The 26,895-nt window shown below is 54.2% G+C and carries 18 protein-coding genes; 3 read left to right on the top strand and 15 right to left on the bottom strand.

The features are described 5' to 3' along the window. Positions 1-65: 65 nt before the first annotated feature. From HY774_23685 to HY774_23710, 6 genes are all read right to left on the bottom strand, one after another. The gene (locus HY774_23685) at positions 66-281 is read right to left on the bottom strand and encodes a hypothetical protein (protein MBI4751493.1); all 216 of its coding nucleotides are present in this window, start codon (positions 279-281) and stop codon (positions 66-68) included. Further along, on the bottom strand, positions 278-1,009 hold the full coding sequence (locus HY774_23690) for a lysoplasmalogenase (GenBank protein ID MBI4751494.1): 732 nt from the start codon (positions 1,007-1,009) through the stop codon (positions 278-280). The genes HY774_23685 and HY774_23690 overlap by 4 nt, the downstream gene beginning before the upstream one ends. Before the next feature lie 304 nt (positions 1,010-1,313). Further along, positions 1,314-1,550: a hypothetical protein gene (locus HY774_23695; GenBank protein MBI4751495.1), complete on the bottom strand. Its 237-nt coding sequence runs from the start codon at positions 1,548-1,550 to the stop codon at positions 1,314-1,316. A gap of 37 nt (positions 1,551-1,587) precedes the next feature. Further along, positions 1,588-2,703, bottom strand: a complete 1,116-nt coding sequence (gene lipB / locus HY774_23700; protein ID MBI4751496.1) for a lipoyl(octanoyl) transferase LipB — start codon at positions 2,701-2,703, stop codon at positions 1,588-1,590. 221 nt (positions 2,704-2,924) lie between these two features. Next, the gene (locus tag HY774_23705) at positions 2,925-5,228 is read right to left on the bottom strand and encodes a hypothetical protein (protein MBI4751497.1); all 2,304 of its coding nucleotides are present in this window, start codon (positions 5,226-5,228) and stop codon (positions 2,925-2,927) included. A 20-nt stretch (positions 5,229-5,248) separates the two neighbouring features. Continuing rightward, the gene (locus tag HY774_23710; protein ID MBI4751498.1) at positions 5,249-6,133 is read right to left on the bottom strand and encodes a Uma2 family endonuclease; all 885 of its coding nucleotides are present in this window, start codon (positions 6,131-6,133) and stop codon (positions 5,249-5,251) included. 235 nt (positions 6,134-6,368) lie between these two features. On the opposite strand from HY774_23710, the gene HY774_23715 reads away from it, so the two are divergent. After that, positions 6,369-7,178, top strand: coding sequence for a CbbQ/NirQ/NorQ/GpvN family protein (locus HY774_23715; protein MBI4751499.1), 810 nt, complete (start codon positions 6,369-6,371; stop codon positions 7,176-7,178). 310 nt (positions 7,179-7,488) lie between these two features. Then, positions 7,489-9,063 (top strand): von Willebrand factor type A domain-containing protein, encoded by a 1,575-nt coding sequence (locus tag HY774_23720; protein ID MBI4751500.1) that lies wholly within the window; start codon positions 7,489-7,491, stop codon positions 9,061-9,063. A 4-nt stretch (positions 9,064-9,067) separates the two neighbouring features. Here the strand turns inward: HY774_23720 and HY774_23725 are convergent, their stop codons facing one another. The 9 genes from HY774_23725 to HY774_23765 all read right to left on the bottom strand — a co-directional run bounded on the left by HY774_23725 (position 9,068) and on the right by HY774_23765 (position 24,217). Beyond that, positions 9,068-10,558, bottom strand: coding sequence for an MFS transporter (locus tag HY774_23725; GenBank protein ID MBI4751501.1), 1,491 nt, complete (start codon positions 10,556-10,558; stop codon positions 9,068-9,070). 184 nt (positions 10,559-10,742) lie between these two features. Further along, a complete protein-coding gene (locus tag HY774_23730; protein MBI4751502.1) occupies positions 10,743-12,140 on the bottom strand; it encodes a hypothetical protein in 1,398 nt (465 codons plus the stop codon). 154 nt (positions 12,141-12,294) lie between these two features. Next, positions 12,295-13,614, bottom strand: a complete 1,320-nt coding sequence (locus HY774_23735; GenBank protein ID MBI4751503.1) for a BamA/TamA family outer membrane protein — start codon at positions 13,612-13,614, stop codon at positions 12,295-12,297. A 150-nt stretch (positions 13,615-13,764) separates the two neighbouring features. Then, positions 13,765-15,144: a cyclic nucleotide-binding domain-containing protein gene (locus HY774_23740; GenBank protein ID MBI4751504.1), complete on the bottom strand. Its 1,380-nt coding sequence runs from the start codon at positions 15,142-15,144 to the stop codon at positions 13,765-13,767. 123 nt (positions 15,145-15,267) lie between these two features. Next, entirely contained in the window at positions 15,268-16,923 is a 1,656-nt protein-coding gene (locus tag HY774_23745) for an FAD-dependent oxidoreductase (GenBank protein ID MBI4751505.1), read from the bottom strand. Positions 16,924-17,359: 436 nt separating this feature from the next. Beyond that, entirely contained in the window at positions 17,360-21,007 is a 3,648-nt protein-coding gene (locus HY774_23750) for an efflux RND transporter permease subunit (GenBank protein MBI4751506.1), read from the bottom strand. Positions 21,008-21,186: 179 nt separating this feature from the next. Next, positions 21,187-22,485 (bottom strand): efflux RND transporter periplasmic adaptor subunit, encoded by a 1,299-nt coding sequence (locus tag HY774_23755; GenBank protein ID MBI4751507.1) that lies wholly within the window; start codon positions 22,483-22,485, stop codon positions 21,187-21,189. Continuing rightward, positions 22,482-23,843, bottom strand: a complete 1,362-nt coding sequence (locus HY774_23760; GenBank protein ID MBI4751508.1) for a TolC family protein — start codon at positions 23,841-23,843, stop codon at positions 22,482-22,484. Before HY774_23760 ends, HY774_23755 begins: the two co-directional genes overlap by 4 nt. Before the next feature lie 56 nt (positions 23,844-23,899). After that, entirely contained in the window at positions 23,900-24,217 is a 318-nt protein-coding gene (locus HY774_23765; protein MBI4751509.1) for a hypothetical protein, read from the bottom strand. A gap of 338 nt (positions 24,218-24,555) precedes the next feature. Between HY774_23765 and HY774_23770 the strand changes: the two genes are divergently transcribed. Beyond that, positions 24,556-26,724: a sigma 54-interacting transcriptional regulator gene (locus tag HY774_23770; protein MBI4751510.1), complete on the top strand. Its 2,169-nt coding sequence runs from the start codon at positions 24,556-24,558 to the stop codon at positions 26,722-26,724. The last annotated feature ends 171 nt before the right edge of the window (positions 26,725-26,895 follow it).

Genomic DNA, 26,895 nt, shown 5'->3' on the forward strand with positions numbered 1-26,895 from the left:
GGTTCAGGGAAAGACAAGTCTCTGCATGATATAACATTGAATGAAGGGTAAAGCCTGGACCCAGATTATTTTTCCTGATCTATTACCTCAATCACAAAATCCTGGATGAAGGATTGGTCTTTTAATCGTGGACTTGCGATTCGCGCAAATCTTTGTTTTACCTCTCTGACTGAAAAATCCGGTACAACGACGTAGACCCTTGTTTGGTCAGGAAGATCAACCTTTTCAAGTAGTTCAATCTTTCCATCCTGAATACTACCTTCAATTGTCACAACGCTCATTTTTTTCCTCGCTGAAAGACGCAGGGTTTATTGGTTTTGGGAAAAGACAAAACAGACGAAAAGGCTATTTGTTCGAAAACCCGGAACCCGGAACCCGGAACCCGGAACCCGGAACCCGGAACCCGGAACCCGGAACCCGGAACCCGGAACCCGGAACCCGGAACCCGGAACCCGGAACCCGGAAGCTGGAACCCGGAATCCGCAATAAAGGCCAGTGCGCGGCCTTCCTTGTCGGAAAATTCACACCGATTCGTCGCCTGGTACGCCATAAAGAAGATGACAGCCATATAAGTTATCACCGGAACGGTCATACCTCCCAGCCTGGGATAGACAATCATCCCCACTGAAATTCCATAAATCAGAAGCGGAAAATTCCATCCTGAAGGCTGGAGCGGCGAGGCATCGGGCATAAAGGCGGCAATATAAAAGAGATGTGCAATCAGGAAGCTTCCCAGCCCCAGAAGAAACATCAACTCCGAGGCTTTGCCGATCAACAAGATGTCGCCGACAAGCGAGAAAATCAGCCCAATGACGATCATCCGTTTGTAGTGTGCCGAGACTCGCGACTCAGCCTGAGCCGCCAGCCAGATGATGAGCACCATCGTCAACGGCTTGAAGAGCAAAATACCGTACCAGGGGCCGATGGTTTCACACCACAGATGTGCCAGGGCGGAAAGCAAAATCGCAATTGAGAGCTTTGAGGTCAGAGTTTGGGGAGTGTATGACATAAGAGCCTTGGGGTTCAGGGTTCAGGGTTCAGGGTTCAAGGGCATACGCGCCAGGATAAGGATCGGAGTCCTGCAGGGACGGCATTCGATAGCCGGGGTGCACCAGCCCCCGGTCCCGGTCAGGTCAAGACCCAAGCCCTGCAGGGGCGACATAAAAAACAAGCGGATGGTTCAAATTTTCCTTTATTTTAGTGCTTATGGGGGTCAGGGTTTGGTTTAAGATTTCGTTGGTTGCGTTTTATCCAATTGTGATTTGGGCTATTTGATAATAAATCGCTTTATACCAATAACTTATTCTGTCTAGCTAGTCACCATGCCGCTTCAATACCTCAAAAACTTCCTTATATTTTTCAGCTATTCGACGCACTGTCGTTTTCAACTCAGACGAAGGTGGGGGGAAAACTTCTATGTCTATCTTTTCTCCCTTGAGGCTCAAAACGGCGAATGATCCATCAGCCACTCCCATTTCTTGTGCCATCTCTGAAGGAATATCCAAAACCCATCCTTTTTCTGACCTGTGCGGAATCAATACATTTTCCATGTTTTTCCTCCTTCAATCGTCCAGGGTAAACCAGTTTTCACAAAATCCGGCTGGCCAGTTCAAAGGCTCGATGATTGCCGCGCCACATCAATCGCTTTTTGGCTGATTCGTAATCCAACCACTCGTACTCGCTGTGTTCGTTCACGGCAAGCTGCACTTCGCGATGCGGCGACCGCGCAGTATAAGAATGTTCCCGGTTGAAAATCGGCGTTTTCATGCCTTTCTTCTGGTAAATCGGATCAATCATAAAGCTGTGAACATAGTCCAGCGGTGTGATTTGGAGTTCAAAGCCTGTCTCTTCAAAGACTTCGCGGCTGGCCGCTTCAAAGGGCGTTTCGTTGCGTTTGCGTTCGATAGTGCCGGTGACTGGCTGCCAGAAGCCTCCGCTTTCAGGGACACGGTGCAGCAATAAATATTCGACCTTGTTTTTGTGCCGATGGCCAATCACCACCTGGATGGATTCGTGCTCAATCGTCTTCGGCGTAATTGTCCGACCAAAAACCTCGCCGAAGTGCTTCAGAATCAAGGGTTCGACTTCTGAAAATTCGACGTCCCGGCCCAACACTTCGGCAATTGAAGTTACGCCTTTATCCCGAATGCCACAGGGCACGATCAGGTTAAAGTAATCGAGTGCCGTGTTGACGTTGAGTGCAAACCCGTGCGACGTTACCCAGCGGGAAATCCGCACCCCCATGGCCGCGATTTTTCGTGAACCAACCCACACTCCGGTCAGGCCGTCAATTCGGTCAGATTCAATCCCCAGTTCGGCCAGAGCGGCAATGATGACCTGCTCCAGGTCGCGCATATACCGCCGCACATCGCGCCGATCCGGGTTTAAGTCAACAATTGGATAGCCAACCAGTTGCCCTGGACCGTGAAACGTCACTTCTCCGCCCCGTCCAGTTTCGTGGACTTCGATTCCAGCCCCTTCCAGAAATGTCGGCGTGGCGACAATGTTCGTTTTGTCAGCGCCACGGCCCAGGGTCAGCACCGGCGGATGTTCCAGAAACACCAGGGCATCCGGGATTTTTCCTTCTTTACGGAGGTCAACCAGGACCTCCTGTAATCGTAATCCATCCACATAATCAACTTCCCCGAGCGACCAGACCAGGAGTTCACGGTCAGTTGCTGAAGGCGAAAATTGTTCGGTCATCTCAAACCCCTCTCGTACTCTTTTGAGATCAGCACTCATAATTCAGAAAAGGTAACACCAATTTGCAATAAACCCCTTGTATTAGGAAATGGTCAAATAGTTCAATCAAATAAACTTCGTGAACTACTGACTACTGACTACTGACTACAAACGGGTATAACTCAATGAAAAAATTGGGTTTCCCCGAACCCTGAACCCTGAACCCTGAACCCTGAACACAATCACTCAACCTGAAAACTAAAGACATTGGACAGTTGCCCGCCCGTGCCTTTGATCTGAATTGTGTTGGCTCCTTTGCGAAGACTCAACTTTTTCCTCCCGCCTTTTGCCGTAACCTGATTTTCAGTTGACCCTGGAAGCAACAATGATTCGGGGAGTTCGACCCCGTTGACAATCATGATGGGCGTCAGCCCAAACCCAGCACCTGTCACCGTTAACTTTTTCGGTTGAAAGCTGGCGGCGGTGACTTCAACGGCTGGAACTGTTTCCGTAGTCAACGTGATATCCGCGTTTGAAACATCAAAAAAGATATTGCCGACGGCTTCAATTTTGATTCGAGCCTGGGTGGTCTCGACATTGGGCACCGTGATCGGCTCGGTGCCATCATTGGCGGTATTTTCAGCCAGCACGATTGGGTAGGTCAGCCCGCCATCGGTTGAAAGCCGGACATTGACCAGGGCGCAATTGACCGGGTCGGCAGTTGTCCCCGCGACATTCCAGGTCACGTTTTGGATGGTCCCAATCTGCCAGCGCAGGGGGACATTGGGTGACGTCACTTCAAAGGGGCCGCTTTTGTTCGTGACATTGACCCGCATGAGATTGCTGCTGACGCCGCCAACGGTGCGATTGTCACGAACAGTCACCCGGAAATTGAGGACCCGGTTTGTCGTTGGCAACGATTCCCCAAGTGCCGGTTGATTTCTCAGAAGATCAGCAAGTTGCGGAAAGGTTCGCGACGGGCTGGTTGTTGGTCGAAAAGATCGAAAGATCGGTCGTTGCCCGTCATCTTCATTGGGCGGCGAAGCCGGGCCGAGATCGAGTTGCTCCCAGCAATAGGTCAGGGCATCGCCATCAGCATCACTTCCGCTCGCGGTTAAGGTAAACGGTGTTCGGCGTGGAATGGTGAAGTTCGACCCGGCATTCACGGTCGGAGGCGTATTTCCGGTTTCGGTCACGCTGGCGCAAGAATTGCTACCGAGTTGGGTTAAAAACTGCTGAATTTCCTGAAAACTGTAACTATGGAAGTAATCATCGCTGTTGAGTTGCAGATTTTCTTCGCTACAAATACCGGCATACGCCATAATCGTCGAGCCGCTCCCAGGTTCATAAGCGGCTGAAGCAGCTCGATTTCCGGAACAACTTCCCGAAGATCCATTAAATGGATGATTTCCACCAAATTGATGCCCAATTTCATGGGCGACAAAATCCACGTCAAATACGTCTCCAATCGGCTGACTCAACCCCGACAGGCCCCGTGCTTTGCGGCCACTGGCACAGACTGAATTCAAGGCCGCGACACCGCCGCCGCCAGTGGTAAACACGTGACCCACGTCATAGTTGGCTTCACCAATGACCCGATCCAGATTGGTTTGATTTTCGTCCAACACCCTGGTTGAACTCCCCCCGCTGTATGGATCCGTTGCCGGGTCGGTGTAGATAATCGCCGTTTCCTGGGGAATCAACATCAGGCGGACGGCCAGTTCCCGGCTGTAAATCCCATTGATGCGATTGACCGTGGTGGTCATCGCCGCCAGTCCGGCTTCGACCGTTCCACCATGAAACCGGGTGTATTCACCCGTTGCTCCCAGCGCCAGCCGGAAGGTTCGAAGCTGCCGTCCAACCGTCAGGCTTCCTGATTGCCTTGGTTCAACCGTTTTGAGTTCAGCACCTTGATTTGGAAGTACCACTGAGGCGTCTTTTTCGACGGCCTCGCACTGCGGAGCGTCTCCAATCCGTTGTAGATCGCGCGAATAATAACTCACATATGTTTCAGCATTTCCGTCCCCTTCTGGATCTATCACCACTCGATTTCCAGCCGACCAGACCATGGCGTGAAATCCCTTTGACGTCCAATCAAAGCGAACCATCGCGGTTGGATCATCAATCCCCTGCCCATGATAGGTTTTAAATTCTGGGAACTGCGCCGCGAGTTCCGGGGCAAAAATCGGAGACTCTTCAATTTGGAACCGTTCAAACCTGCCATCCGGCATCGGCAACGTCATCACGGTCTGCCGTTGCCGCGCTGGCGCTGAAAATTCCATCGGAGCGGAAGCCATCAGTCTGGCAAACACGGTCCGATTCAAAGCGCAATGATGTATTTGAGCTGTTGAAGCAAGACGAGTCGAAACCCATCGGCGAACCTGGCCGGGTTCAACCGTTTGCCATACTCCATCAAGTGAACTCACATTTTGTTGAACCCTGGGCTTTAAGTCACTGGCACTGGCAACCGGGGCACGTTGCATCCATATTCCACAGCCAGCCAACACAAACCCAACTACAACCAACCAGACCATTTTTATTTGCATTCCGCTATCTCCTTGTACGTTCAAAGGTTATCGGGGTCTACGCCAAGCTCGCGCAGCCGGGCGGCCAGTTGCTCAGCCCGGAGTAACGCTGCTTCTTTTTCGCTTCGTTCCTGTTCAATGAGTTGCAATGCCTGCTCTTTTTCAGAGTGTTCGGCTTCAGCTCGTTGACGTTCGGTTTCAGCTCGTTGATGTTCGGTTTCCGCTCGTTGACGTTCGGCCTCGGCCCGTTGATGTTCAGTTTCGGCTCGTTGATGTTCGGTTTCCGCTCGTTGACGTTCGGCTTCGGCTCGTTGACGTTCGGCTTCGGCTCGCTCTTTCCCTGTCGGAATGACATTCCTTTCCAAATCAAACCAGCGCAGCCACGAATTTTGCTTGCCTTCAAACTCACCCTCCCATAAATCCAGTTTCAGTCCAATCGGTGACAGTTCACGCGAGTCCATCTTTTCGTAGCGGCCACTCCGGAGGGTATACACGGCCAAAACATCGCCCTTGAGAAATTTCATCGGATCAAAAATGGCATAGAAAACGACGCCGATGGTGGCATATCGGGTAAACTTGAGGCCCGCTTCTTCGCCAACTCGATTTGAGACGATTTCAATCACTACCTCAGGGGATTTGCCGAATTCCCAGGTGAAATAGGACCGATGTTCTTTTTGCCACCAGTCATCCGCCACCTGGACATCCAGGCTTAAAAACATGTCTGGAACAATCGGAGGCAGGTGAACTGAATTAAAAATGCCAACATTGGCGGCGGCCAGGAAAGGCCCACCACCTGGGCGCTGCCATGAACTGTAGAGTGGCTCGGTGAGCAGGCGTTGTTGTTTTTCAGAAGGCAGATTATCCACAGGCGTGTCATCCTCGGTAATGATATCTTCAATGTTGAGTGTAACTACTGATTCAGTCATACAACCTCTATCGGTGAAAGACGCTTTTGGGTTCGAGACAATACAGCGTCAGGTCAACAGGGTTTGGAAGTCAAATGGGTTGAGATTGGTTGAACTGGCAGTATAGCACTGGCATCAACCTGAAAGCCAAATCACACCAAACCAAAGAGATACTCAGGGCAGTCAAAAAGTTTGAGAAAGAAGCCGGGAGTTGGCGGCTTGTCAATTTTCCAGCTTCATTGGTAAAGTGCGGAATATGCAGACAGAAACTTCAATCGAAAAATACCAGATTGCGAAAGAGCCGTTCTACCTTCCCGTTGGGAATGAAATCGAACTCTTTCGTGCGGCCTATCAGTCAAAACTTCCGGTGATGCTCAAGGGCCCAACCGGATGCGGGAAAACCCGGTTCGTCGAGCATATGGCGTGGCGATTGAGCCGTCCGCTGGTGACGGTTGCCTGCCATGAGGATTTATCGGCCACGGATCTGGTTGGCCGCTACCTGCTCGAAGGCGACCAGACCGTCTGGCACGATGGCCCACTCACGACAGCAGTCAGACACGGTGCGATTTGCTATCTGGACGAAGTCGTCGAAGCCCGCAAAGACACGCTGGTTCTGATCCACCCCTTGAGCGATGACCGACGCATCCTCCCCATCGAAAAACGCGGTGTAATTTTGAGCGCCCCGGATAATTTTCTGCTCGTGATATCCTACAACCCCGGCTATCAGAGTGTGTTAAAAGACCTCAAACAATCAACCCGCCAGCGGTTTATCAGCATTGAATTTGATTATCCGCCAGCCAAAATCGAAGCGGAAATTGTAGCCAGGGAAAGCGGTGTTGATCAGGAAACTGCCCAGGATCTGGTCAAAATCGGTGAAAAAGTGCGCAACCTGAAAGGTCACGGCCTGGAAGAAGGCGTCTCAACCCGACTGCTGGTCTATGCCGGGCAACTGATCAAACAAGGCATTTCTCCGGTCACCGCCTGTGAAGTCTCTATCGTCAACCCGATTACCGACGATAGCCAGCTCCAGCGCAGCATCCGGGAAATTGTGACGACGGTTCTGTAATATCGCCCCCTCCTGTACCCCATTTTGTGTAAGTGGAAGTTGACGATTCGTGTCACTTCCACTTTTATGGTCGCCACCTGCCTGCCGTATCTTGCTGATTCTAAATATTGCCACTCTCTGGCACAGGGTTTGTTTGTAATATCTGCAACCGCATTCGAAAATATATTCAGGTGCAGAAAATATTAAAAGTTCAGTGTCGAGCATCGGCCAGGCCGAGGGATTTCACCCCGAAACAATTTTCTATTACGTCGCGTGTACCGTGCTTTTACACCCCGCATGAATCAATCCCCTTTCAGGAGTCCATCATTGTATGGCGAAAAAAATCGTGTGGTGTGTCATTGTTGTATCAGTTGCGGGAATTCTTTTCCTGATTGCCAAACCCAACCTGCTTTCCAGACGCCGTCAAACCCAATCAACCACCTACCCGGCCAATGCCCAATATGCCGACATTCAGGCTGGCTTCCTGGACAACACCGTCACGGGACCAATGCCACCGATGTATGTCCAGGAAGTATCTCCTCAACCAGAAGCTTCAAATACTGAGCATTACACCGATTATGGTATCAACCAGATGGTGGATACCCACCAGGATCAGTTGTCAACGTTTGCCATTGATGTTGATACAGCGTCGTACACCATTGCCCGGCGTAAACTGAACGAAGGGCAGCTTCCTCCGCCGGAATCGGTTCGGGTCGAAGAGTTTATCAACTATTTTTCTTACAATTATCCACAACCCGAGACTGAGCATCCGTTCTCACTCACCCTCGAAGCGGCCCACTCTCCGTTCAACCCCAAACGACATTTGATGAGAGTTGGCATTCAGGGCAAAACCATTCCAGTTGCCCAACGGCCCGAAGCCCATCTGACATTTCTGGTTGATACCAGTGGTTCCATGCAGTCAGACGATAAGCTGGGGTTGGTGAAACAAAGCCTGCACATTCTGGTGCAACATCTGAAACTGGGCGATATCGTGGCGCTGACAACCTATGCCGGAGGAGTGGCAACGGTGCTGACGCCGACAGGTATCGAGCACAAAGACACCATTTTGCAGGCCATAGACCAGCTTCAGGCAGGTGGATCAACAGCCATGGCGTCCGGGATTGATCTGGCCTATCGGCAGGCCCACGCCAGTTTCAAACCCAAAGCGATCAACCGAATCATCATTTGTTCGGATGGTGACGCCAATGTCGGCAATACCAGCCCGGACGCAATCCTCGACACCATCGCCGGCTATGTGCAGGAAGGCATCACCGTGAGTGCGATTGGGTTTGGCATGGGGAACTATAAAGACACAATGATGGAACGCTTTGCCAACAAAGGAAATGGCAATTACTATTACATTGATAACCGGCGGCAGGCAGAGCGCGTATTTGGCGAACAACTCACCAGCACGCTTCAGGTCATTGCCAAAGATGTCAAAATCCAGGTCGAATTTAACCCCAATGTCGTCTCCCGCTACCGGTTGATTGGATATGAAAACCGGAATGTCGCCGACCAGGATTTTCGAAATGACCAGGTTGACGGTGGTGAAATCGGAGCCGGTCATCAGGTAACAGCCCTGTATGAACTCGAACTCACACAGCACCCAACCGGGCGGCTGGCCAGCGTTCATCTCCGGTACAAACAACCGGATGGTGCAGTTGCAACTGAGGTGTCAGCCGAGTATCAAGCCGAACGGATAATGCCTGATGTCCGTCTGGCCTCTGAAGATTTTCGGTTTGCCATCGCGGTGGCCGGGTTTGGCGAAATCCTTCGCAAAAGCGCCGAAGCCACATCCTGGTCGCCTGAAACAATCGCCTGGCTCGCTCAGGAAACAAGCCCGGTTTACAACACTGAACGGCAGGAATTTCTCTCGCTGGTGACCAAAGCTCAGGAAATTGACTGAACTGCTATTCACCTTCATATCGCTGGTTTCGTGGAATCAGAAGGCTGCTTCTGCTTCTACCAGTCCGAGAATGGGGTGAACGATCAAAAATGGGCTTAGTTTCGGCTGTCATGTGCTGGAAACTGTGTTCCGTGTATCGAATCAGGAAAAACCACGCCATCACCACCGCCAGACAGACCAGCGACAACCACCGCACATTCTCCAGACTCAGGTACCAGGAAGCTCCCAGGTTCACCACCACCGCCAGCACTTTGGAAAATCGTTGAATCGACATGTCAATGATGGCTTTGGCTTTGTATTTTGTACAGCGGCTGGTTGGAACATACAGGAGTTCCCGGGCGGATTGGTTCACCGAATAACTCAGGGAGTTGTCTGAAACCGAGAGGACGGTGACAAATAACAGGTTGGCAAAAATCAAATACCCCGCCGAACCAAGAAAAATGGCCATCGGCAGAATCAGAAGCGCCGTGCCCACTCCAAATTTCCGCATGACATAACTGGTCACAACCAGTTGGGCCACAACCGAAACCATCCCCTGAATCACCGCCACCTGGCTGAAATAAGCTGTTTTCTCCATCGAACCAGGCACCATGGCTTCCACGGTCACACTCAATTGAAAATCAATAATGCTGGAAACCAGTTCATAGAGAATGACCATTCCGGCAATCGAGAGCAGATATTTTGACTCCAGCAGCAGTTTGATGCCCTCGTCAAACGATGAACATTCAGGGTGAGCCGGCACGCCAATTACGGAAGGGTGATCAATCTCCACCTGTCGATTCACCCACCAGACAATAAGGGAAATGAGAATCATGGGCACCAGACAGGCCAGCAAAATGGTATCCCGGCCCATGGTTTTCACCGTCGTGGCGACAAAGAAGGCGCCGAACAACCCTCCGGCAACGCCTCCCAGTCCAATCACCCCGTAGAGCCGTTTTGCCTCCCCAGTCGTGACAATATCGCTCAGAAAGGCCCAAAAGAGCATGACCATGACCGTGTTGAACATATCCCCAAACACATAAAACGTCCAAATCACAGGAGCACTCGGCTGGTCCAGCAGGACGGAGAACGCCAAAAATCCCAACCCGAACAAGGTGCAAAAGATGGAGATGATTTGTTGCCGGGAAAAATTCCGCACCAGCCAGGTAACGAACACCGCCAGGGCATAAGCCGCCGCCACGTTCGTGATTTTCGCCAACTGCTCCGTCTGTGCCCCGCCGAGGTGCCAGCCAAAATGGTCAAAGGGATTTTGTTTATAGTAATCAATAAAGAGGCCGCGTTTCATGGGTTTCAGCGCCCAAAACGTGGCAATCACCGAAAAAAAGAACAAAGACATCGGGAGGACCTTTGCCCACTCACCCGCCCGAATGTCAAAAATCGGCTGAAGAACATTGCCTTCCGACTTGCACGGGGCAGCTTCGATCACGGTTTTCTCCTCTCTTGATGGTGGTTGCTGGTGAAACGAGGATGGCAACCACAGACGAGTCTCAGGCATAAGCGCCAGGATAAGGAACGGTGTGTGTGACAAGGAGATGGGGAGATACGGAGATCATCCCATCGAGATTGGGAGCGTGAATGACCTCCGGTTGGGAGCGGGGACTGTTTTTTCTCCTTGTTCCCTTGTCACCTTGTCATCCTGTCACCTTGTCATCTTGTCATCCTGTCACCTTGTCATCCTGTCACCTTGTCACCTGCCGTTTTGGTTTCCACAAAGACCGAAGGTAAGAGTTCACAATCAGGTCGCGCCGCCGGCAGAGGGTTTCAAAAACATAGTCGGCATCAGCGGAGCGGCGGTACTCGCCCATTTCAACCACGGCCCGAATTTGTTCATCCGAAAAGGATTCGACGATGTGGGCGGCCCAGATGGCATCGGCCAAAGTCATGTTTTCAAATGCCACCAGGGGAAAATTCGGCTTCCATTTGCGCGGATTGAAAAACCGGGCGCCATAGCGGCCCACCTGCGGTGAAAAATCGGGTTCCCGCTCCGGGTTGAGCCAGGGACGTTCATAAATTCCCAATGTGACCAGTGATTTGACCGCTTCCTTGCCATCCACTTGATATTCGTAGCCGACAATCGGAACATTCGGAAAAACCGAGTCGCTGCCCAAAGTCGAACCAAAATCAATCAGGTAGTGGCGGATAAAGTTTCGTCCGCCTTCCGAAACATACATATCAAGGGTGTTGCCAGCCCGGATGTCGTTGTGTTCCAGCCAGGCGGCAAACACCCGCAGCCCCCGCAGGTCGCGCCGATGTTCGTGTGGAATGAGGTCGTTTGGGTCGTCGGGACGAGTGCCGTGGAAAAAGAACCCACCTTTTGGCTTGCCGGTCAGCAACTTGCTCGCCACACACCGATACACTCCATCTTCCTGGCGATGGACTTTGGCCAGTATGTGATCGAGGTCGGCCTCAGTCATTGCCTGTTTCTTCCCCAGTTCGTCGGTGTAGGTGGCTTTTTCGGAGATTTTCAATCGGCTCCGGTCGAGCCGGAAGAGATAATTTTCCGGCACGTTGTAGCCAATCGCATACAAGAGTTTGGTGGAAATGACCTCTGCCGCCGTGGCCAGTTCGGGATGGTTGATGGGATCAAATTTCAGGATGTAAGTCACTCCGGCGCTGTCCCGAATCCAAAATCCGGGCGTAATCCCAATGGATTTTGCTTTCATGACCGTCAACTCTCCGGCCACTGGTCCGCTGCCGGTGTTTGGTCCCTGTTTGAGGGCCGCCAGCGACATCCGGCCTTGCTGTCCGTTGCGATTGGTAAACCAGGATGAGTCGGGAACTTCGCCCACTGAATTGACATTGTACGCTGGTTTTGGCCGACGCCGGATGGCCCGTAGCGTGCGCGGAAAGTCAAATGCCTGCTTGACGTTTTGAAAGAACGTGTTGTTGGCAAAGTCATAGAGGTAGCCGGTTTCCACCACTTTCGGCTCGGGAATGTTTTCCATGTCGAAATCTAGCCAGATGGGTGGTACTTCCGGCGTTTGCGGTTGCTGGGCGGCGAGCGGCAAGGCCGTCACCATCAGCAGCCAGATTCCAATCAATCCCCAAACCAGTGTGTGCCGCCATACCTTTTTCATACTCAGGTTCTCAGTTACGTTCATTATAAATATCCTCTTGATCAAACTATTTTGGAGTGAAGTCCTTGCATTATGGAAAGGCTAAAATATTGGAAATATTGTATTTCCCTCATCTCTTAGCCCGATACCCTCAACCCAAATCGGTATCAAACTCCTAAAAGGTCGGGCCAAAAGTGAAAAACAGCCGTGCGCCCTCGGGGCTTTGGGCCACCAGTATTTTGAAGGCCGTCGTGCGGGACGAGGAAAAGGAAATGCCCCCGCCAAAAGTCGCCGTCAGGTTGGCGGCGGAAAATTCCGAACGCCGGTTAAAGACCTGGCCGACATCAACAAACCCCAGCGCCTCAATCCCCTGGACGAGCTGGTAGCGGTATTCAGCCGTGCCCAGCACAGCGTTTTTGCCGTGAAACCGGTACGTGTCATAGCCACGCAGGGTGGTTTGGTCGCCCAGGCGGGCCAGCCGGAAAAACGGAATCCGCGAACCACCTTTTTCAGTGTTGAAATCGCCCAGCAGGCGCACCGCCAGCGTCCGCCGTTTGGTCCCGAGCGGCACATACCCCCGCACATCCAGCCGGTAATTGACGAAACCGAAGTCACCCCGTCCAACGCTGTCATTGTTGGTGACGCTGAAGTTGCCATAGGCGCCCGTGCGTGGATGGGATGGTTCGTCGCGCCCTTCATATTCCAAAAACGCCGAGGTTCCGAGTAAGGCCGCTCCTTCCGCCAGTCCGGGAAGGCCGCGCTGGCCAAACACCTCCTGGGTGGTGGCAAAGCGTGGGTCTTTGCCGTCAAACACCGAATTGCTGGAATAGCTCAATCCCACCCCGGCACGGAGGTTTTTCAGCACGGTGGCCGAAACCGTCACCCCCACCTGCCGTTCCTCCAAATTATAGGTTGAACGCTCGGACTTGAGTGAATTGGGGCCAATGCCCCAGAAATCCTCCTCCGGGCGCAACCGATAGGTGCCCGTGAGGCTCACCTGCGCGCCCAACCGCGACTCCGGAAACGGTTTAAACAGCATCCCACCTGCGGATTCGAGGTACTTTTTGGTGGTGTAGCGGTGTTGGGTGAACAAACTGAATTTTTTTGACAGCTTGTCGGCGGTCGAGGCATAGAACCCAAAACCGAATCCCGAGCCGTCCCCCAGATTCCCAAAGACCGGATGGATAACCGGGTCCCGCAAAATGGCCTCCAGCGGGTTGAGTCCTTTGTTTTCCTCCAAAAAAGTCAGCCCGGCATTGGCTTTTGGCGCGATGGCCCGAAAGGGGGCGAGCAGAATCCGCCCGAGCAGCGGGGTTTTTTTCGGGAATTTGGTGACGTCAATAATGCGCACGTGCGGCTGGCTGGCTGACGAATCCTCAGCCGCAACTGCGGAAAGGTCCACAATGTCATTTGGTGGCGCCGGATTTGGAGTTGGTTCCTGGGCGTACAACCCGGAACATAGCCAGAGCAAGACAATACTTGCCAAAAAATGCATATGTATTTCCTCGTCGTTTGTTGCCTGAGCCATTCACCGCACAATTGAAATTCGATGAACAGTTCTTCAGAGCGCAGGCACGGAGATTTTCCACAGGGGTTCCCTGGTTTGCTCCGCATACGCTTCCACGCTTCAGCAGTGCAAGATTATTCAGGCTTCATGTAGCTCAAGTTTGGACGACAGCGGCAGGCGAACCGAAAAGCGGGTTTCCCCCGGTTTTGAAAAACACCGAATATCGCCGCCGTGTCGCCGGATGATGCGCCAGACAATATCAAGCCCCAATCCGCTCCCATCACCCATCGGTTTGGTCGTGAAAAACGGCTCGAACATGCGTGATTGGATTTCCGGCGGGATGCCCGGCCCATCGTCAATGATTTCAACCAACACACTGTCGCCCTCGGTGCTGGTCCGGACCGTCAGGGTGCCGCTTCCATCGAGCGCATCCAGGGCATTGTCAATCAAATTGGTCCAGACCTGATTGAGTTCGCCCACGGCCACCATCACGAGTGGAAGCTGCGGGTCAAATTGACGGACCACGGTCACGCCCCGCTTGAACTGGTGGGCAAACATGGTCAACGTGTTGTCAATTCCTTCGTTCAGATTGGCTTCCTGGACGGCTGCCTGGTCCATATAGGAATAGGATTTCACCGCCTTGACGACCTTTAAAAGGCGGTCGGCGGCTTCCTCGATGTCGCCAATGATGCGGGCGGCGGTCAGGTCGGCTGCCAGCCGGGCCACCGTTTCCGGAAAACAATCCCCGGCGGCGTTTTTTTCCAGGGATTTCAGGTCGGCGGGTGACAAACCGCAGGCGACCAGAGTTGGTGCCAGATTCCAGGGTTCCGCGACCTCCTGCGCTTCCAGCCAGGCGGAAAGCGCGTCTTCCAGGTCGCTCTGGGTAATCGGGTCCAGCCGAAGCGGTGGCCCTGAGAGTGCCCTGGTCCGTAGTTCGGTATAGGGGTTCGAGACTGGCGAGTCCGGGCCGGTCACCGCAGCGGAAAGTCGTGCCAGCACCCCGCGCAACTGTGAGGCCGCCCGGATAATGGCCGCCGCCGGATTGTTCAGTTCATGGGCCAATCCGGCTGAGAGCTTGCCCAGCGCAGCCAGTTTTTCGCGCTGATGAAACGCCGCCATAACCTCGGGACGCCGGTGAATCAAGGCCGGCATAATGATTGAGGCAACCGAGGGACATTGGCTCACCAGTTTTTTCAACCCGGCGATGGGAATCTGCAAGGCGTTGACCGCCGTCATGGCGCGGGCAGTCGCAAAGGCCCGGTCGTCGGTGAAAATGCCGATTTCACCCGTGAACTGGCCGGCTTCGTGGGTGACCAGAGTCAGTTCCCCACCGCTCACCCGTTTGGTGACCCGGACCTTGCCGGAAAGCAGCACAAAAAAACAATCGGAGCCGGGGTCACCTTCGGAAAACAGTCGTTCGCCAATTTCAAAGTGAAGTTCTGAGCCGTACTGGCGCAGGCAGTCCAGGTCTTCGGGAGTCAGTTGCGGGCAAAGGGAATCGTATTGAGGATCGTTCATAGGTTTTTGGAAAATGATACCAGTTTGTAGTCAGTAGATCGTAGTCAGTGGTTCACTAACTTCAATTGATTGAATTACTTGACTGTTTTCTAATCCGATCACTTCATTCAAAAATGGGATGAGTCACCGAACCATGGTGAGATATTGATGGACAAACTGGACGGCAATCGAGCCCTGCCCGACGGCTGAAGCCACCCGTTTCACCGAGTTTGCTCGAACGTCACCCGCGGCCAACACCCCCGGCAGGCTGGTTTCAAACAAAAACGGTTCCCGGTTATTGAACCCTTTGGGCATCCGGCCCTCCCGGCGCAGGTCCAGCCCCGTCAGAATGAATCCATGTTCGTCCCGCCGGATGGTTTCAGGCAGCCATTGGGTATGCGGATGCGCCCCAATGAAGATAAACAGAGAAGAAGCTGGAACCGTTTCCTGGGTGCCGGTCCGGATGTCGGCAATCGTCAGCGTTTCCAGGTGCTCGGTGCCGGAAACCCCGACAATCTGTTTGCAGCACTGGACCTCGATGTTGGGTGTGCTGGCAATCTGTTCAATCAAATAGTGGGACATACTCTGTTCCAGCCCATCGGCCCGGACCAGCATGTATACCTTGCGGGCAAACCTGGAGAAGTGCATGGCGGCCTGCCCCGCCGAGTTGGCCCCGCCCACAATGTAGACATCTTCGTCACGGCAAGAAATCGCCTCGGTCAAAGCCGCGCCGTAGTAAATCCCCGCGCCTTCCAAATGGTCGCTTCCGGGAATATCGAGCTTCCGGTAGGACACCCCGGTGGCGATGAGGACCGCATAACAGTTGAGTTCCGTTCTGTTGGCAAGTTTGACTACCCGATACGGGTCGGTTGCCACAATATCAACCGCCGTTTGCGGCGTCAGGATGTCCACCCCAAACCGCCTGGCCTGCGCCACCGCCCGGCGAGCCAGGTCGTCACCGCTCAAACCGGCTGGGAACCCAAGGTAGTTTTCAATCCGGGAACTGGTGCCGGCCTGTCCGCCCGGCGCGTGTTTTTCGACAATCACGGTCCGCAACCCTTCCGACGCGCCATAGACGCCAGCGGCCAATCCGGCGGGACCGCCGCCGATGATGACCAGGTCATAAAACTCGTTTTGGGCGTTGCGGTTGAGGCCAATCCGCTCGGCGATGTGTTCCGGCGTAGGGGCTGACATCACGTCGCCGCCCGGAAAGATCACCAGTGGAAGCATGGTTTCGGTGCCCAGCGAGGCGCGCAACTGCTGGGCCTCCTCACTGAGATCAAGGTCGAGCCACTGGTACACAACCAGGTTCCGGGCCAGGAATTCCTTTAACCGGTGGGTGGCCGGAGACCAGCGATGTCCAATCACCCGGACTCCTTCAAAAGGTGCGACGAAGGTATCGCCCCAATCTTCCAGCAGGTCTGCCAGTGCCGGATAGAGATGCTCCTCCGGTGGATCCCAGGGCTTGGTGAAGTAATAATCAAGCTTGACCTGGTTGATGGCCCGAATAGCGGCGTCGGTGTCGGCATAGGCGGTTATCAGCGCCGTTTTGGCATCCGGATAAAACTGCCTGGCCGCCTCCAGAAATTCGACTCCGCTCATGTGCGGCATTCGCTGGTCCGAAAGCAAAAGGGCGACCGATTCACCCCGGATTTTCAGCTTTCTCAGCACCTCCAGCGCGGTTGCGCCGGAATCCGCGCGCAAAATCCGGAATTCACTTCCGAACCGTCGCCACAGGTCACGGTAGATGACTCGCAATACCTGCGGATCATCATCAACTATCAGTAAAATTGGTTTCATTGGAATGTGTCCTTGTTTGTCATATGTTTAACATCAGTTTGTAGTCAGTAGTCAGTAATGCCAGTTAAGGGTTGAAGTGTTTTTTGGGTTTCATCCCCGTTGGGATGGAGTAAGGTGAGCCGGTGGTCAGCGTCGCTTTGGACGCGCCACCACCGGATGCGGGTCATCTCCAATCCAAAATGCCCTGCCCGGCCAGCCGCCGCCTACGGCGGCTGGCCGGGCGGGGCATAAGCGCCAGGATAAGAAAGCCCGTGTCCTTCCCGTTGGCATTGAACGACGCTCGTGTCGGGCCTGGATCCCGTCCTGGCCAGGTCCGTGGGCTTCGCACCACGGCTATTACACGACGACCCTTCGGGCCTCAAATCCTTCTCCTGGCGCTTATGGGTTGTGTCCCCTTGTCTCCCAGTCTCCTGGTCTCAAAAGCGATCAACATTCCTTATCCTGGCACTTTTATGCCCGTGGCCAGTGCGGCTGCTTCCGGTCCATCCTCCGTGGCCGTGGCCGTCGTGTCCCACTGAATCAATTTGAGATCGAGGACGAAGATTGAATAGATCACCGGCACCAAGAGTAATGTGATAAAAGTCGCGCAGATCATCCCGCCCATCTGCGCGTAACACATCGGCTCCCACAACGGTCCGCCGTGCATCGCCAGCGGAACAAGGGCAATCACCAGCGCGAGAACCGTAATCAACACCGGTCGCAGACGCATAATGCCGGCATCCAGCACGGCTTCCTTCAGCGGTTCGCCTTCCGCGTGCTTTTCTTCAATGAAGTCGAAGAGAACAATGATGTGACTGACGATTAACCCGACCAGACTGATGATTCCCAGGAACGCCATAAACCCGAAGGGGGTGCCCATAATCCACAGCGCGACCAGCCCTCCTACAATTCCGTACGGCACCGCCGCAAAGACGACAAAGGGCTTGATGGCATTTTTGAACTGATAGACCAGGCTCAGAAAGATCGCAATCACCGAGATCACCAGGACAACCACCAGGTTTTTAAATCCCTTGACCTGCTCCTCTTCCGATCCGCCGATTTCCATGCGGTACCCAGGCGGGAGCTGATTGGCAAAAGCGGTCAACTGTGGATGGGCAACGTTCATAATCTCAGACGGCAGGTGACCGGCTTCGGCCATACACGAAACGGTGATGGTGCGAAATTGATTACGCCGGAAGATTTTCTCAGTCTGCATCCCGTACTCGACGGCTGAGACCTGTCTGAGCGGCACTTTCTGGGCCCCTTGCAGGGAATACACATAGAGGTTTTGCACGTCGGCCAGTTGCGCGCGCTCCTCCACCCGCAATCGTGTCACGACTGGAATCTGCTTATCGCCTTCGCGCAGCACGGTCACCTGTCTGCCATTGATTCCCGCCGCTGAAGAAGCCGCGACGTCGAGGTTGGTGATTCCCGCCGCGTTTGCGCGGTCAGAGTCGGTTTCAAGTTTGACGGTGAAGCTCTCTTCCCCCCAGTCATCGCGGATGCGCTGAGCGTATGGAGTGGCGCGCAAGATATCTTTCACTTTTTCCGCTTCCTGGCGCAACGCGGTCATGTCGCTCCCCGTGAGACGAATTTCAACCGGCATCGCGATGGGTTTGCCCGTATCAAGCTGTCTGACATCAATGCGCGCACCTGGAACCTGCGTGTCCAGCGCCTTTTGGATCAGGCCGATCAGATGGCCGGTGTCATGCTTGTCCTTGACTTGAATGATGACCTGCGCGTAATTGAGTTGCTGTAACTCAGGTGAGACTGAGAACCAGAACCGTGGGCCACCACCCCCGACAAAGGTGGTCAGGGATTCAAGGACTTCATGCGGCTTCCCATTTTTTTCAGCGTGCTCCCGTCCGTATTCGTTGGTCACTTCCCGCACCACTTCCGCTGCGCGTTGAGCGGCTTCCTTCGTCGCCGAAAGCGGGGCATCTTCCGGCAGCCAGATATCAAGATATGAAAGGTACGAGAGGTCTTTTGGAAAAAAGTCGGTCTTGAGTTGGCTGGCCACCAGTCCGCCACCCGTCAGGAGGATGAGCGAACCAGCCAGCACCAGCCAGCGGTGAGCAATAGACCATTCACCGATTTTGTAATAGAAGGCCGGAAACCCTTTTTTTCGTCGTTCCTCAATCGGCGGTTCATGGGTGGGTTTCAACAAAAAATAGCCGAGGAACGGAATGAACGTCATCGCCACGATCAATGCCGCCGCCAAAGAACAGGTGAGCACAATCGGCAGGCTGTATAAAAATTCGCCCGTGCTCCCAGGCAGGGTCAGAAATGGCAGGTACGCGACGATGTTGGTAATGGTGGCGAAGATAATCGCCGTGATGAGTTTCGTCGGCCCGAGCCAGGAAGCAATGATCGGCGGCAATCCGCTTGCCATTGAGTTCTTAATCGCATCGCCAGAGACCACTGGCACGTCCACCAACAGGCCGAGCGCAATGATCAACGTCGCGATGGAGACCTGCTGCAGATCAATTTTCAGCATGTGCGACATGCCGAAGGTGATAAGGAGCGTAATGGGGATGGCCAACCCCATCAACAAGGCTGAACGCCAGTCCCAGAATCCGATGAGCGAGACAAGTACCACCAGGATGATCGCCTCATAGAGGCTGTTCATGAACAGGTCAACGTTTTCAGTGACCTGGCGCGGCTGGTCGGAGGTCCGCGCCAGAATCAGGTCTTCGGGCAACTGTTTTCTGACCTCGGCCAGTGCGTCGTCAATACTGTGACCAAACTCACCAATGTAGCCGCCCGGACGCATCTGAACCGCGACCGTAATCGCACGGCTGTGGTACCAGTTCCCCTGGGCATCGCGCCAATCATAGAAATTCAGGAACCTCGGCGGGCTGTCATACCCGCGCTCAATGTCCACCAGGTCACGCAGGTACACCGGTGCCCCCTGATCCGTGTGGGCGATGGCCACATCGCCAATCTCCTTTTCACTTTTAAATTCGCCGGAAGGATCAATGGTAAAGGTCTTGCCCACCGCTTCGAGTTGCCCCCCTGCCGTGGTGATATTGCGGGCGCCCAGAATATTCGGCAAATCTCCAGGCTGCAGACCATAGGAAGCAATGCGCTCCTGGGAATACCGGAGAAAGACCCGCTCCGGCAAAATTCCCGAGCGTGACACCTTTGACGCTTGTGGGACGCTCTTGAGTGTTTTCTCGATGAGATCCGTGAAATCATCCATCTCGCGGTAGCTGTATTTGTCACCTGCCACCTGGCTCAGCTTTGAACGGGCTTCGGTGAGGTCGCGGATAACCACTGGTTGCCAGCTATCCGGGTGAAAATCCGTCGCCTGCAGCCGCTCGTTGGTAAATTGCCGGGTGTGGTTGAGCAAGATTTCATCGCTGGCTTCGGAAACACCGTCCACCCCGATAAATCCTGGCTCAAGAATGACGTGCAGGTCGTGCGCCGCGTTCTTCTCTTTCAGGTAATCGGCAAACAGATTGAGCGGGCCCTGCACGACGCGAGGGCTGATGGGATGGGTGAGGCTGATGACAATCGTAAAGCGTGTTCCGCCTCCCGTCAGCGCCTCCGGCGCCCGATGACGCGTGAGCGCTTCACTCACTGCCTTGGCGCGCAGGTCAACCTCCACCTCACTCACTTTTGGACTGGCGACGGTGAGCATCAAAGCCGCTGTATCGCCAAAGTCCTTGATGAAGTTCACCGGTCCTACCCCGTCCGGCAAATCATTGATCGAACTGAGTTTGAGAGCGATGTCATCAAACTCCTTGCCGACCTGACTGCCGGGAAAATTCTCGTCCAGGTCCACGTAGACCATCGAAAAGTTGGTTCGCGAGATCGAGCGGATTTTATCCACGTTGGCATTTTGCGCGATCTTCTCTTCGATTTTTCTGGTTACCAGTTGCTCGATCTTCTCTGCCTTGGCTCCTGGCCAGACCGTGAGCGCGACGGCGGTTTTGACCGGGGTGTCTGGATCTTTGCGTTGGGGCATGCTCCGATAGCTATAAAGTCCCCAGACGCAAAGGGCAATCAGCATGACCCAGGTGATGTGTCGTTGCTCGACAAAAAAGCGGGAAAGGTTCCACTTGCTTTGAATCATCTCGTTGTTGTTCTGACCGTGTGCCATAAATTCTCCCTGTAATTCGAAGGTCAAGGCGAGTAATACCATTTTGGGTTCAGGGTATCGGGTTCAGGGTTCAGGGAAATACAATTCTCCCAATGATTTAGCTTTCCCGTAATGCAATAGGTTCATTCCAAAATGGTATAAAGCCTGCCTTTATCACGGATAAGACGCCTGAGCGTGTCTCAAGGAATGACTTGAACCTGATCCCCATCTGTCACCTGGGTTCCACCGGTTGTAATCACGCGATCCCCCGGCTTTACCCCTTCCGTTACGAACACCGTGCGACCAGAGGCACTCCCCAGCGTTACCTCTCGAAGCCGGGCAATCTGACGTCCGTCTTGCTCCACCACCACGAAAACGGCATACCCGGCGGGATTGCCCTTCGGTTTGAGAATTGCATTCAAGGGGATGACCGGCTGGGCTGGCGCCACCGGCTCAGGTTCCACGCTGAGTGAGACGACCATGCCTGGTCGCAGCAGTTGATCTGGATTCGGGATTGACACCTCAATGTTGAAAGTTCGGCTCTTGGGGTCGGCGGCGGGAAAGACGGAGGTGATTTGTCCCTGAAATTCCGTGCCGGGCATGGTTTCGGTCCCGACGCTGAGTGTCTTGCCCAGTTTCATTTCCGCTACGGCAATGTCCGGGACACCAAAAACCGCTTTAACTGACGCCAGGTCGGCAACGATGAATCCTGTTTGGCCAGGCGGGACCAGGGTTCCTTTCTCGATGGACTTTTGCAGCACAACCCCAGTGAGCGGCGACCTGAGTGCGGTGTCCTGGAGGGGAATGGTTTCTTTCCACACAACGGCCTCGGCGCCGCTTGATCTGGCGGTACTGACTTCAATCTGCGATTTTGCGGAATCGGCTCTGGCCTGGATCATCCCCACCTGCGAACGGGCGGCGGCCACTTTGGCACTGGCCATGTCAAACTGGGCCCGGGCCGCGTCAAAATTGGCTTTGGTCAGGCTTTGACTGACAAACAGGTTTTGTGCGCGGTCAAAATCGAGTTTTGCCTTTTCATAAGCCGCCTCGGCTTCCGCCAGTTGGGCTTTGCTCGATGCAATGGCGGAGAGGGCTTCCTGGTATTGGGCTTTGCTCGTCTCAATCGCCGATTTGGCTTCGTGGGCCTGGGCTTCCACTTCCTTGACTTTGACCTGATAATCGCTTTGGCGAACCTGCGCCAGTACGGCTCCGGCGGTAATGCTGTCGCCTTCCTGCAAGTCACGCAGCGTACCGTCTATGCCTCGGACCTGTTGAATCGCCTCAACATAGCCGCCCACCTTAAAGGCTAACTCCACCTGGGTGCGTGGAATAATTGTGGCTGAATATCGCGCTTTGGTGTCCGCCGAGGATACCTCCACCGCTGTGATTTTCACCGGCTTCGGCAATTTTTCCACCCGTTTGGATTGGCAGGCCCCCAGCCCAACTGTGAGGATGAGGGTTGCGCTCACGGTAACCACGTTCAATATGTTCCGTTTCATTGGTCAACTCCGATTGCTTTTTCATATTCGGCCCTGGCTGTCCAGAAAGCCAGCAGTGCCTGTTGATAGTGATAGTCGGCATCGGCCAGCGTGGCCTGGGTTTGCAACACATCCGAAAGCAACGCCATCTGTGCCTTGTATTTGTTGAGTGCAATGCGCATGATTTCTTGCACCGTTTCCTGCTTGAGTTGGGCAACGCGCAACATCTGCCGGGTTTGTTGAACTTCACGGAATTTCACCCCGACCTCGATCAGAATGTTGTTTTCTGCCTCACGCAGGCTGTTGGTGGCCTGCTCAATCGTTTTCTCCGCTCGTGCCAGTTGGTGCTTCTTCCGACCCCAGTCAAACACCTCCCAATTCACCAGGATCCCGACAGCGGCAAAATTCCGGGGGACAAATTCATTGAAATTGCGCGGGGAGGTATAGGTCAGCGCCAGGCTGACATCAGGGATGTATTCAGATTTCTTGACCCGCTTCTCCAGTTCCACCTGTTTGACTCGGAGTCGGGCCTCCCGGAGTTCAGGCCGGGATTCCAGGGCGCGACTGCGCGCGGCGGTGACATCCATTTCCAGGGTTGACAACTCTGGTACAGGGCTGACTCTGAATTCAGTGCCGATGTCGCGCCCCATCAATTGATTGAGTTGTTCCTTCAAGGTGGACAGTTGATTGGCAATGGTCAGCGCCTCGGTTTCGGTTTTGGCCAGTCTGGTTTTGACCTCAAGTTCCTCGGCTTTGAGCGCCACCTGTTGCACCACGTAATCGCCCGTCACACGATCCAGTTCGCGGTAGAAGGTGAGGGCCTGCTGAAGGCTGGCCAGGGCGCTTTCCGTTTGGAGGATTGCGTAATAGGTGCGCTTGACCGTTGTGATGACCGACTGTTCTTGTGACCGCACTTGCTCGCGGGCCACTTCATCAGACAACCTGGCCTGTTTGACGTTGAGACCGAGGCGGTACTGTTGCGACAGCGGCATCGTAATCTGGCCAAAGAGAATGGCCGTTGGCCGGCTTGGCGTTCTTATCTTGATATCACGGTCCGGAATCGGGCCGACGTTGGCATAATTGCCCAAAACCCCTCTGGTAAAGGTGAAATCCAACCCCTGGAGTTGCTGTGCGCCAAGCGCCGAAAACTGGAACTTCGGCAGCCGAAAAGTCTTGGTTGCCGCCACTTCATCCGTGGCTTTGCCGACATCCAGTTGGGCGTTTCTGACCTGGCGGTTGTCACGTAACGCCAGGAAGATCGCCTCATCCAGCGTCAATATAGCACCCGAAGCCCCCCCTTCTTTTTGCTGCGCCGGGACGCTCACCGGGCAACCCAGAAGGAGAATGATCACCAGTACGAAAACAATTCGATTATCCATAGACTGATCCTTACAGTTTGGCCACCGCAAGCTGGGCAAACGGGGGCGGTTCTTTCTCATTTCTGCTTGAAGTTGTTGCGTTCCGTCGTTTGTTGCTCTTCGAGAGTTTCAATCTCCGCCACAATCGCTTTGATCAGGACTCCGGTTGCCAGCAGCCTGACCCCCTGTCGCCGCATTCGGGTCAACAGGGCTCGCCCCTGGCTGTCAATGAACGTCACGGCAGCCAAATTTACCAGCATCACGCTGGATGGATTTGCCGCCAATGCACTTTCCCAACACTTCTCCAATTCTTTTACCCACGGCCCGACCAGCTTCCCTTCAATCACGAAACTGGTCATCTGGGCCTCATGGTGGGTTGTAATCCTGAGCATCATTTGTTCTCCTCCGTATTTGGGCTCTCGCCACACCAGGGATTGAGAGTTATGTGTCTCATCTGCGTACCCCTGGTTCTTTGGACCGGTCCCGGCTGACACCTCAGGTAATGGCAACTGGTATGCCACAACCCCGACGCACTCATTCAGGCTGCTAAACTATTGAAATTGCAGGAGATCAAAAGACGACAGGCCGATCCTGGTGTCGAACCCTGGTGTCGAAAGTCAAAAGTGTCATCGTCAATTTCGTCAAAATGGGGAGAGTGATGGGGTTTGTGAGTGGTGGATTGCGTTGAAGCCGACGAGGGGTATAGGATTCAATCGTGTCGGCGATTTTCTGCATGGAGCCGTGGGTGATGAATACAGATCAACAATTTGACTCAGGAAGTACGGCCAGGCGCTATGAAGCCCTCCTGCGCATCTCTGAAATGATCTCCGCCTGCACTGATCCTGAAGACCTGGCCCAGGTTCTGGCCGATCAGTTAGACGGCGTTCTCCACTTTGACCATCTTGACCTGCTCGCGTTGAAGGAAAATCCCAACGAAATCGAATGGCACGCCTGGGGCAAGGGGGCACTCCCTTTGCCGGATGAACCAATCGAAGAGTGGCCCATCTGGCAGGTGTACAACTGTCAGGAACCACTCCACATTGTTGACTTGAGCCGCGATGAGAGATTTCCACGCCTCAAGCACTGGGCTGAACTGGCGGGAGTTGCCTGTGGCTCGGTGGCCTGTGTCCCCTTGACCACCCTTCGCCGACGCCTCGGCACGTTCAGTATCGCCAGCCACGCTGGGGGTTCCTACAGCACCGAAGACCTGTGCTTTCTGCAACTCGTTGGGCGGGTGGTCGCATTTGCGCTGGATGACGGCCTCAACCTCAGAAAGGCGGAAGCGGCTCAGGCCGAATTACGCCAGCAAAACAGCCGACTCCAGTTGCTGTTGGACCTGACCAACCGGATCACCTCAAACCTGGAGCTGCGGGAGGTATTGCGCGCGATTTCCGCCAACATCCGCGAGGTTATGGAATGTGACGGGGCCGCCATTTTATTGCCCCATCCGGTGTCAGGAAATTTTCAAATGTATGCCCTTGATTTTCCGAGCAGTCGAGGATTTTTTAAGGAAGAATTGCTGATTGTCCCTGGCCAGAACGACCCGGCCCAACGCGCGCTGGACACCTTGCAACCGGTCATCATCAACACGGTCAATGCCGCTGACATCAGTCGCGAATCCTATGAAACGGTCGTTGCCGAGGGGCTGAAGTGTCATTGTTTTATCCCGCTCGCCAACCGTGGCCGGGCGGTTGGACTGCTGGTGGTTGGACGGACTCGAGAGGGGGACTTCACACCGAAAGATATCGAGTTTCTCAGCCAGGCATCGGGCCAGATTGCCATCGCCGTCGAAAACGCCCTGGCTTTTCAGGAGATTTCCGAACTCAAGGAAAAACTCTCCCAGGAGAAGCTCTATTTAGAAGAAGAGATTCGCAGCGAGATGAATTTTGATGAAATCGTCGGCAACTCAGCGGCGCTCAGGCAGGTCCTGGAACTGGTCGAAACGGTTGCCCGCAGCGATTCCACGGTGTTGCTGCTCGGTGAGACCGGAACCGGAAAAGAGCTTATCGCCCGTGCCATCCACGATCACAGCCCGCGCAAAAACCATACTTTCGTGAAGCTCAACTGTGCGGCGATCCCGACCGGTTTGCTTGAGAGCGAATTGTTCGGACATGAAAAAGGCGCCTTCACCGGCGCCATCAGCCAGAAGATTGGACGGCTTGAGCTTGCCGACCAGGGCACGCTGTTTCTCGACGAGGTGGGTGACGTCCCCCTGGAAATCCAGCCCAAGCTTCTTCGCGCGCTACAGGAACGTGAATTCGAGCGCCTGGGCAGTACCCGGACGAAGAAAGTCAGTGTGCGGCTGGTGGCTGCCACCAACCGCGACCTGGAAAGCATGATCGCGGCGCGCGAATTTCGCAGCGACCTCTATTACCGACTCAACGTTTTTCCGATTCGCATCCCTCCCCTGCGGGAGCGGCGAGAAGATATTCCCTTACTGGTGAGTTATTTCGTTCAGAAGTTCGCCCAGCAGATGCAGAAGCGGATCGAAACAATCCCCGCCGCTGCCATCCGGACGCTAACCGAATGGGACTGGCCAGGCAACGTCCGGGAACTGGGAAACTTCATCGAACGCGCCGTGATTCTCACGCGCGGGAGTTCACTTGAGGCACCGCTCGCGGAACTCCGCAAACTCCCCCTCGACGAGCCAACGACGACGGCGGCACACCGCCAGGAAGAAATTGCCCTGATTGTGAAAGAAACCCTCACGGCGCTCAACAGCCAGAAAACCGAGGCTGACGAACATGCCAGGAAGCAGCGTGAGAAGATTGTCAGTGTACTCACCGAAAGCAAGGGGCGGGTTGGTGGCACGGATGGCGCCGCGGCACGCCTGGGGCTCAATCGCACGACACTGCTTTCCCGCATGAAAAAGCTCGGTATCGATCCAAAACAGTTTTCCTGACTTTGTCAGAGGGATTGCTTCAATCCGGCCAGACCCTCTTCACCCACGGCGGAGGATGTGACACCCGTTTGTATATAGCCTTTCAGAAAAAGGTTCAGAGTATCGTCTTTAGACGAGAGGTTTTTCTTCCGTCCCATCTGGCACTTCTCACGCCTGAAGGCGTTACTCTGA

The sequence above is a fragment of the Acidobacteriota bacterium genome, from assembly GCA_016208495.1.
Lineage (GTDB): Bacteria > Acidobacteriota > Blastocatellia > Chloracidobacteriales > Chloracidobacteriaceae > JACQXX01.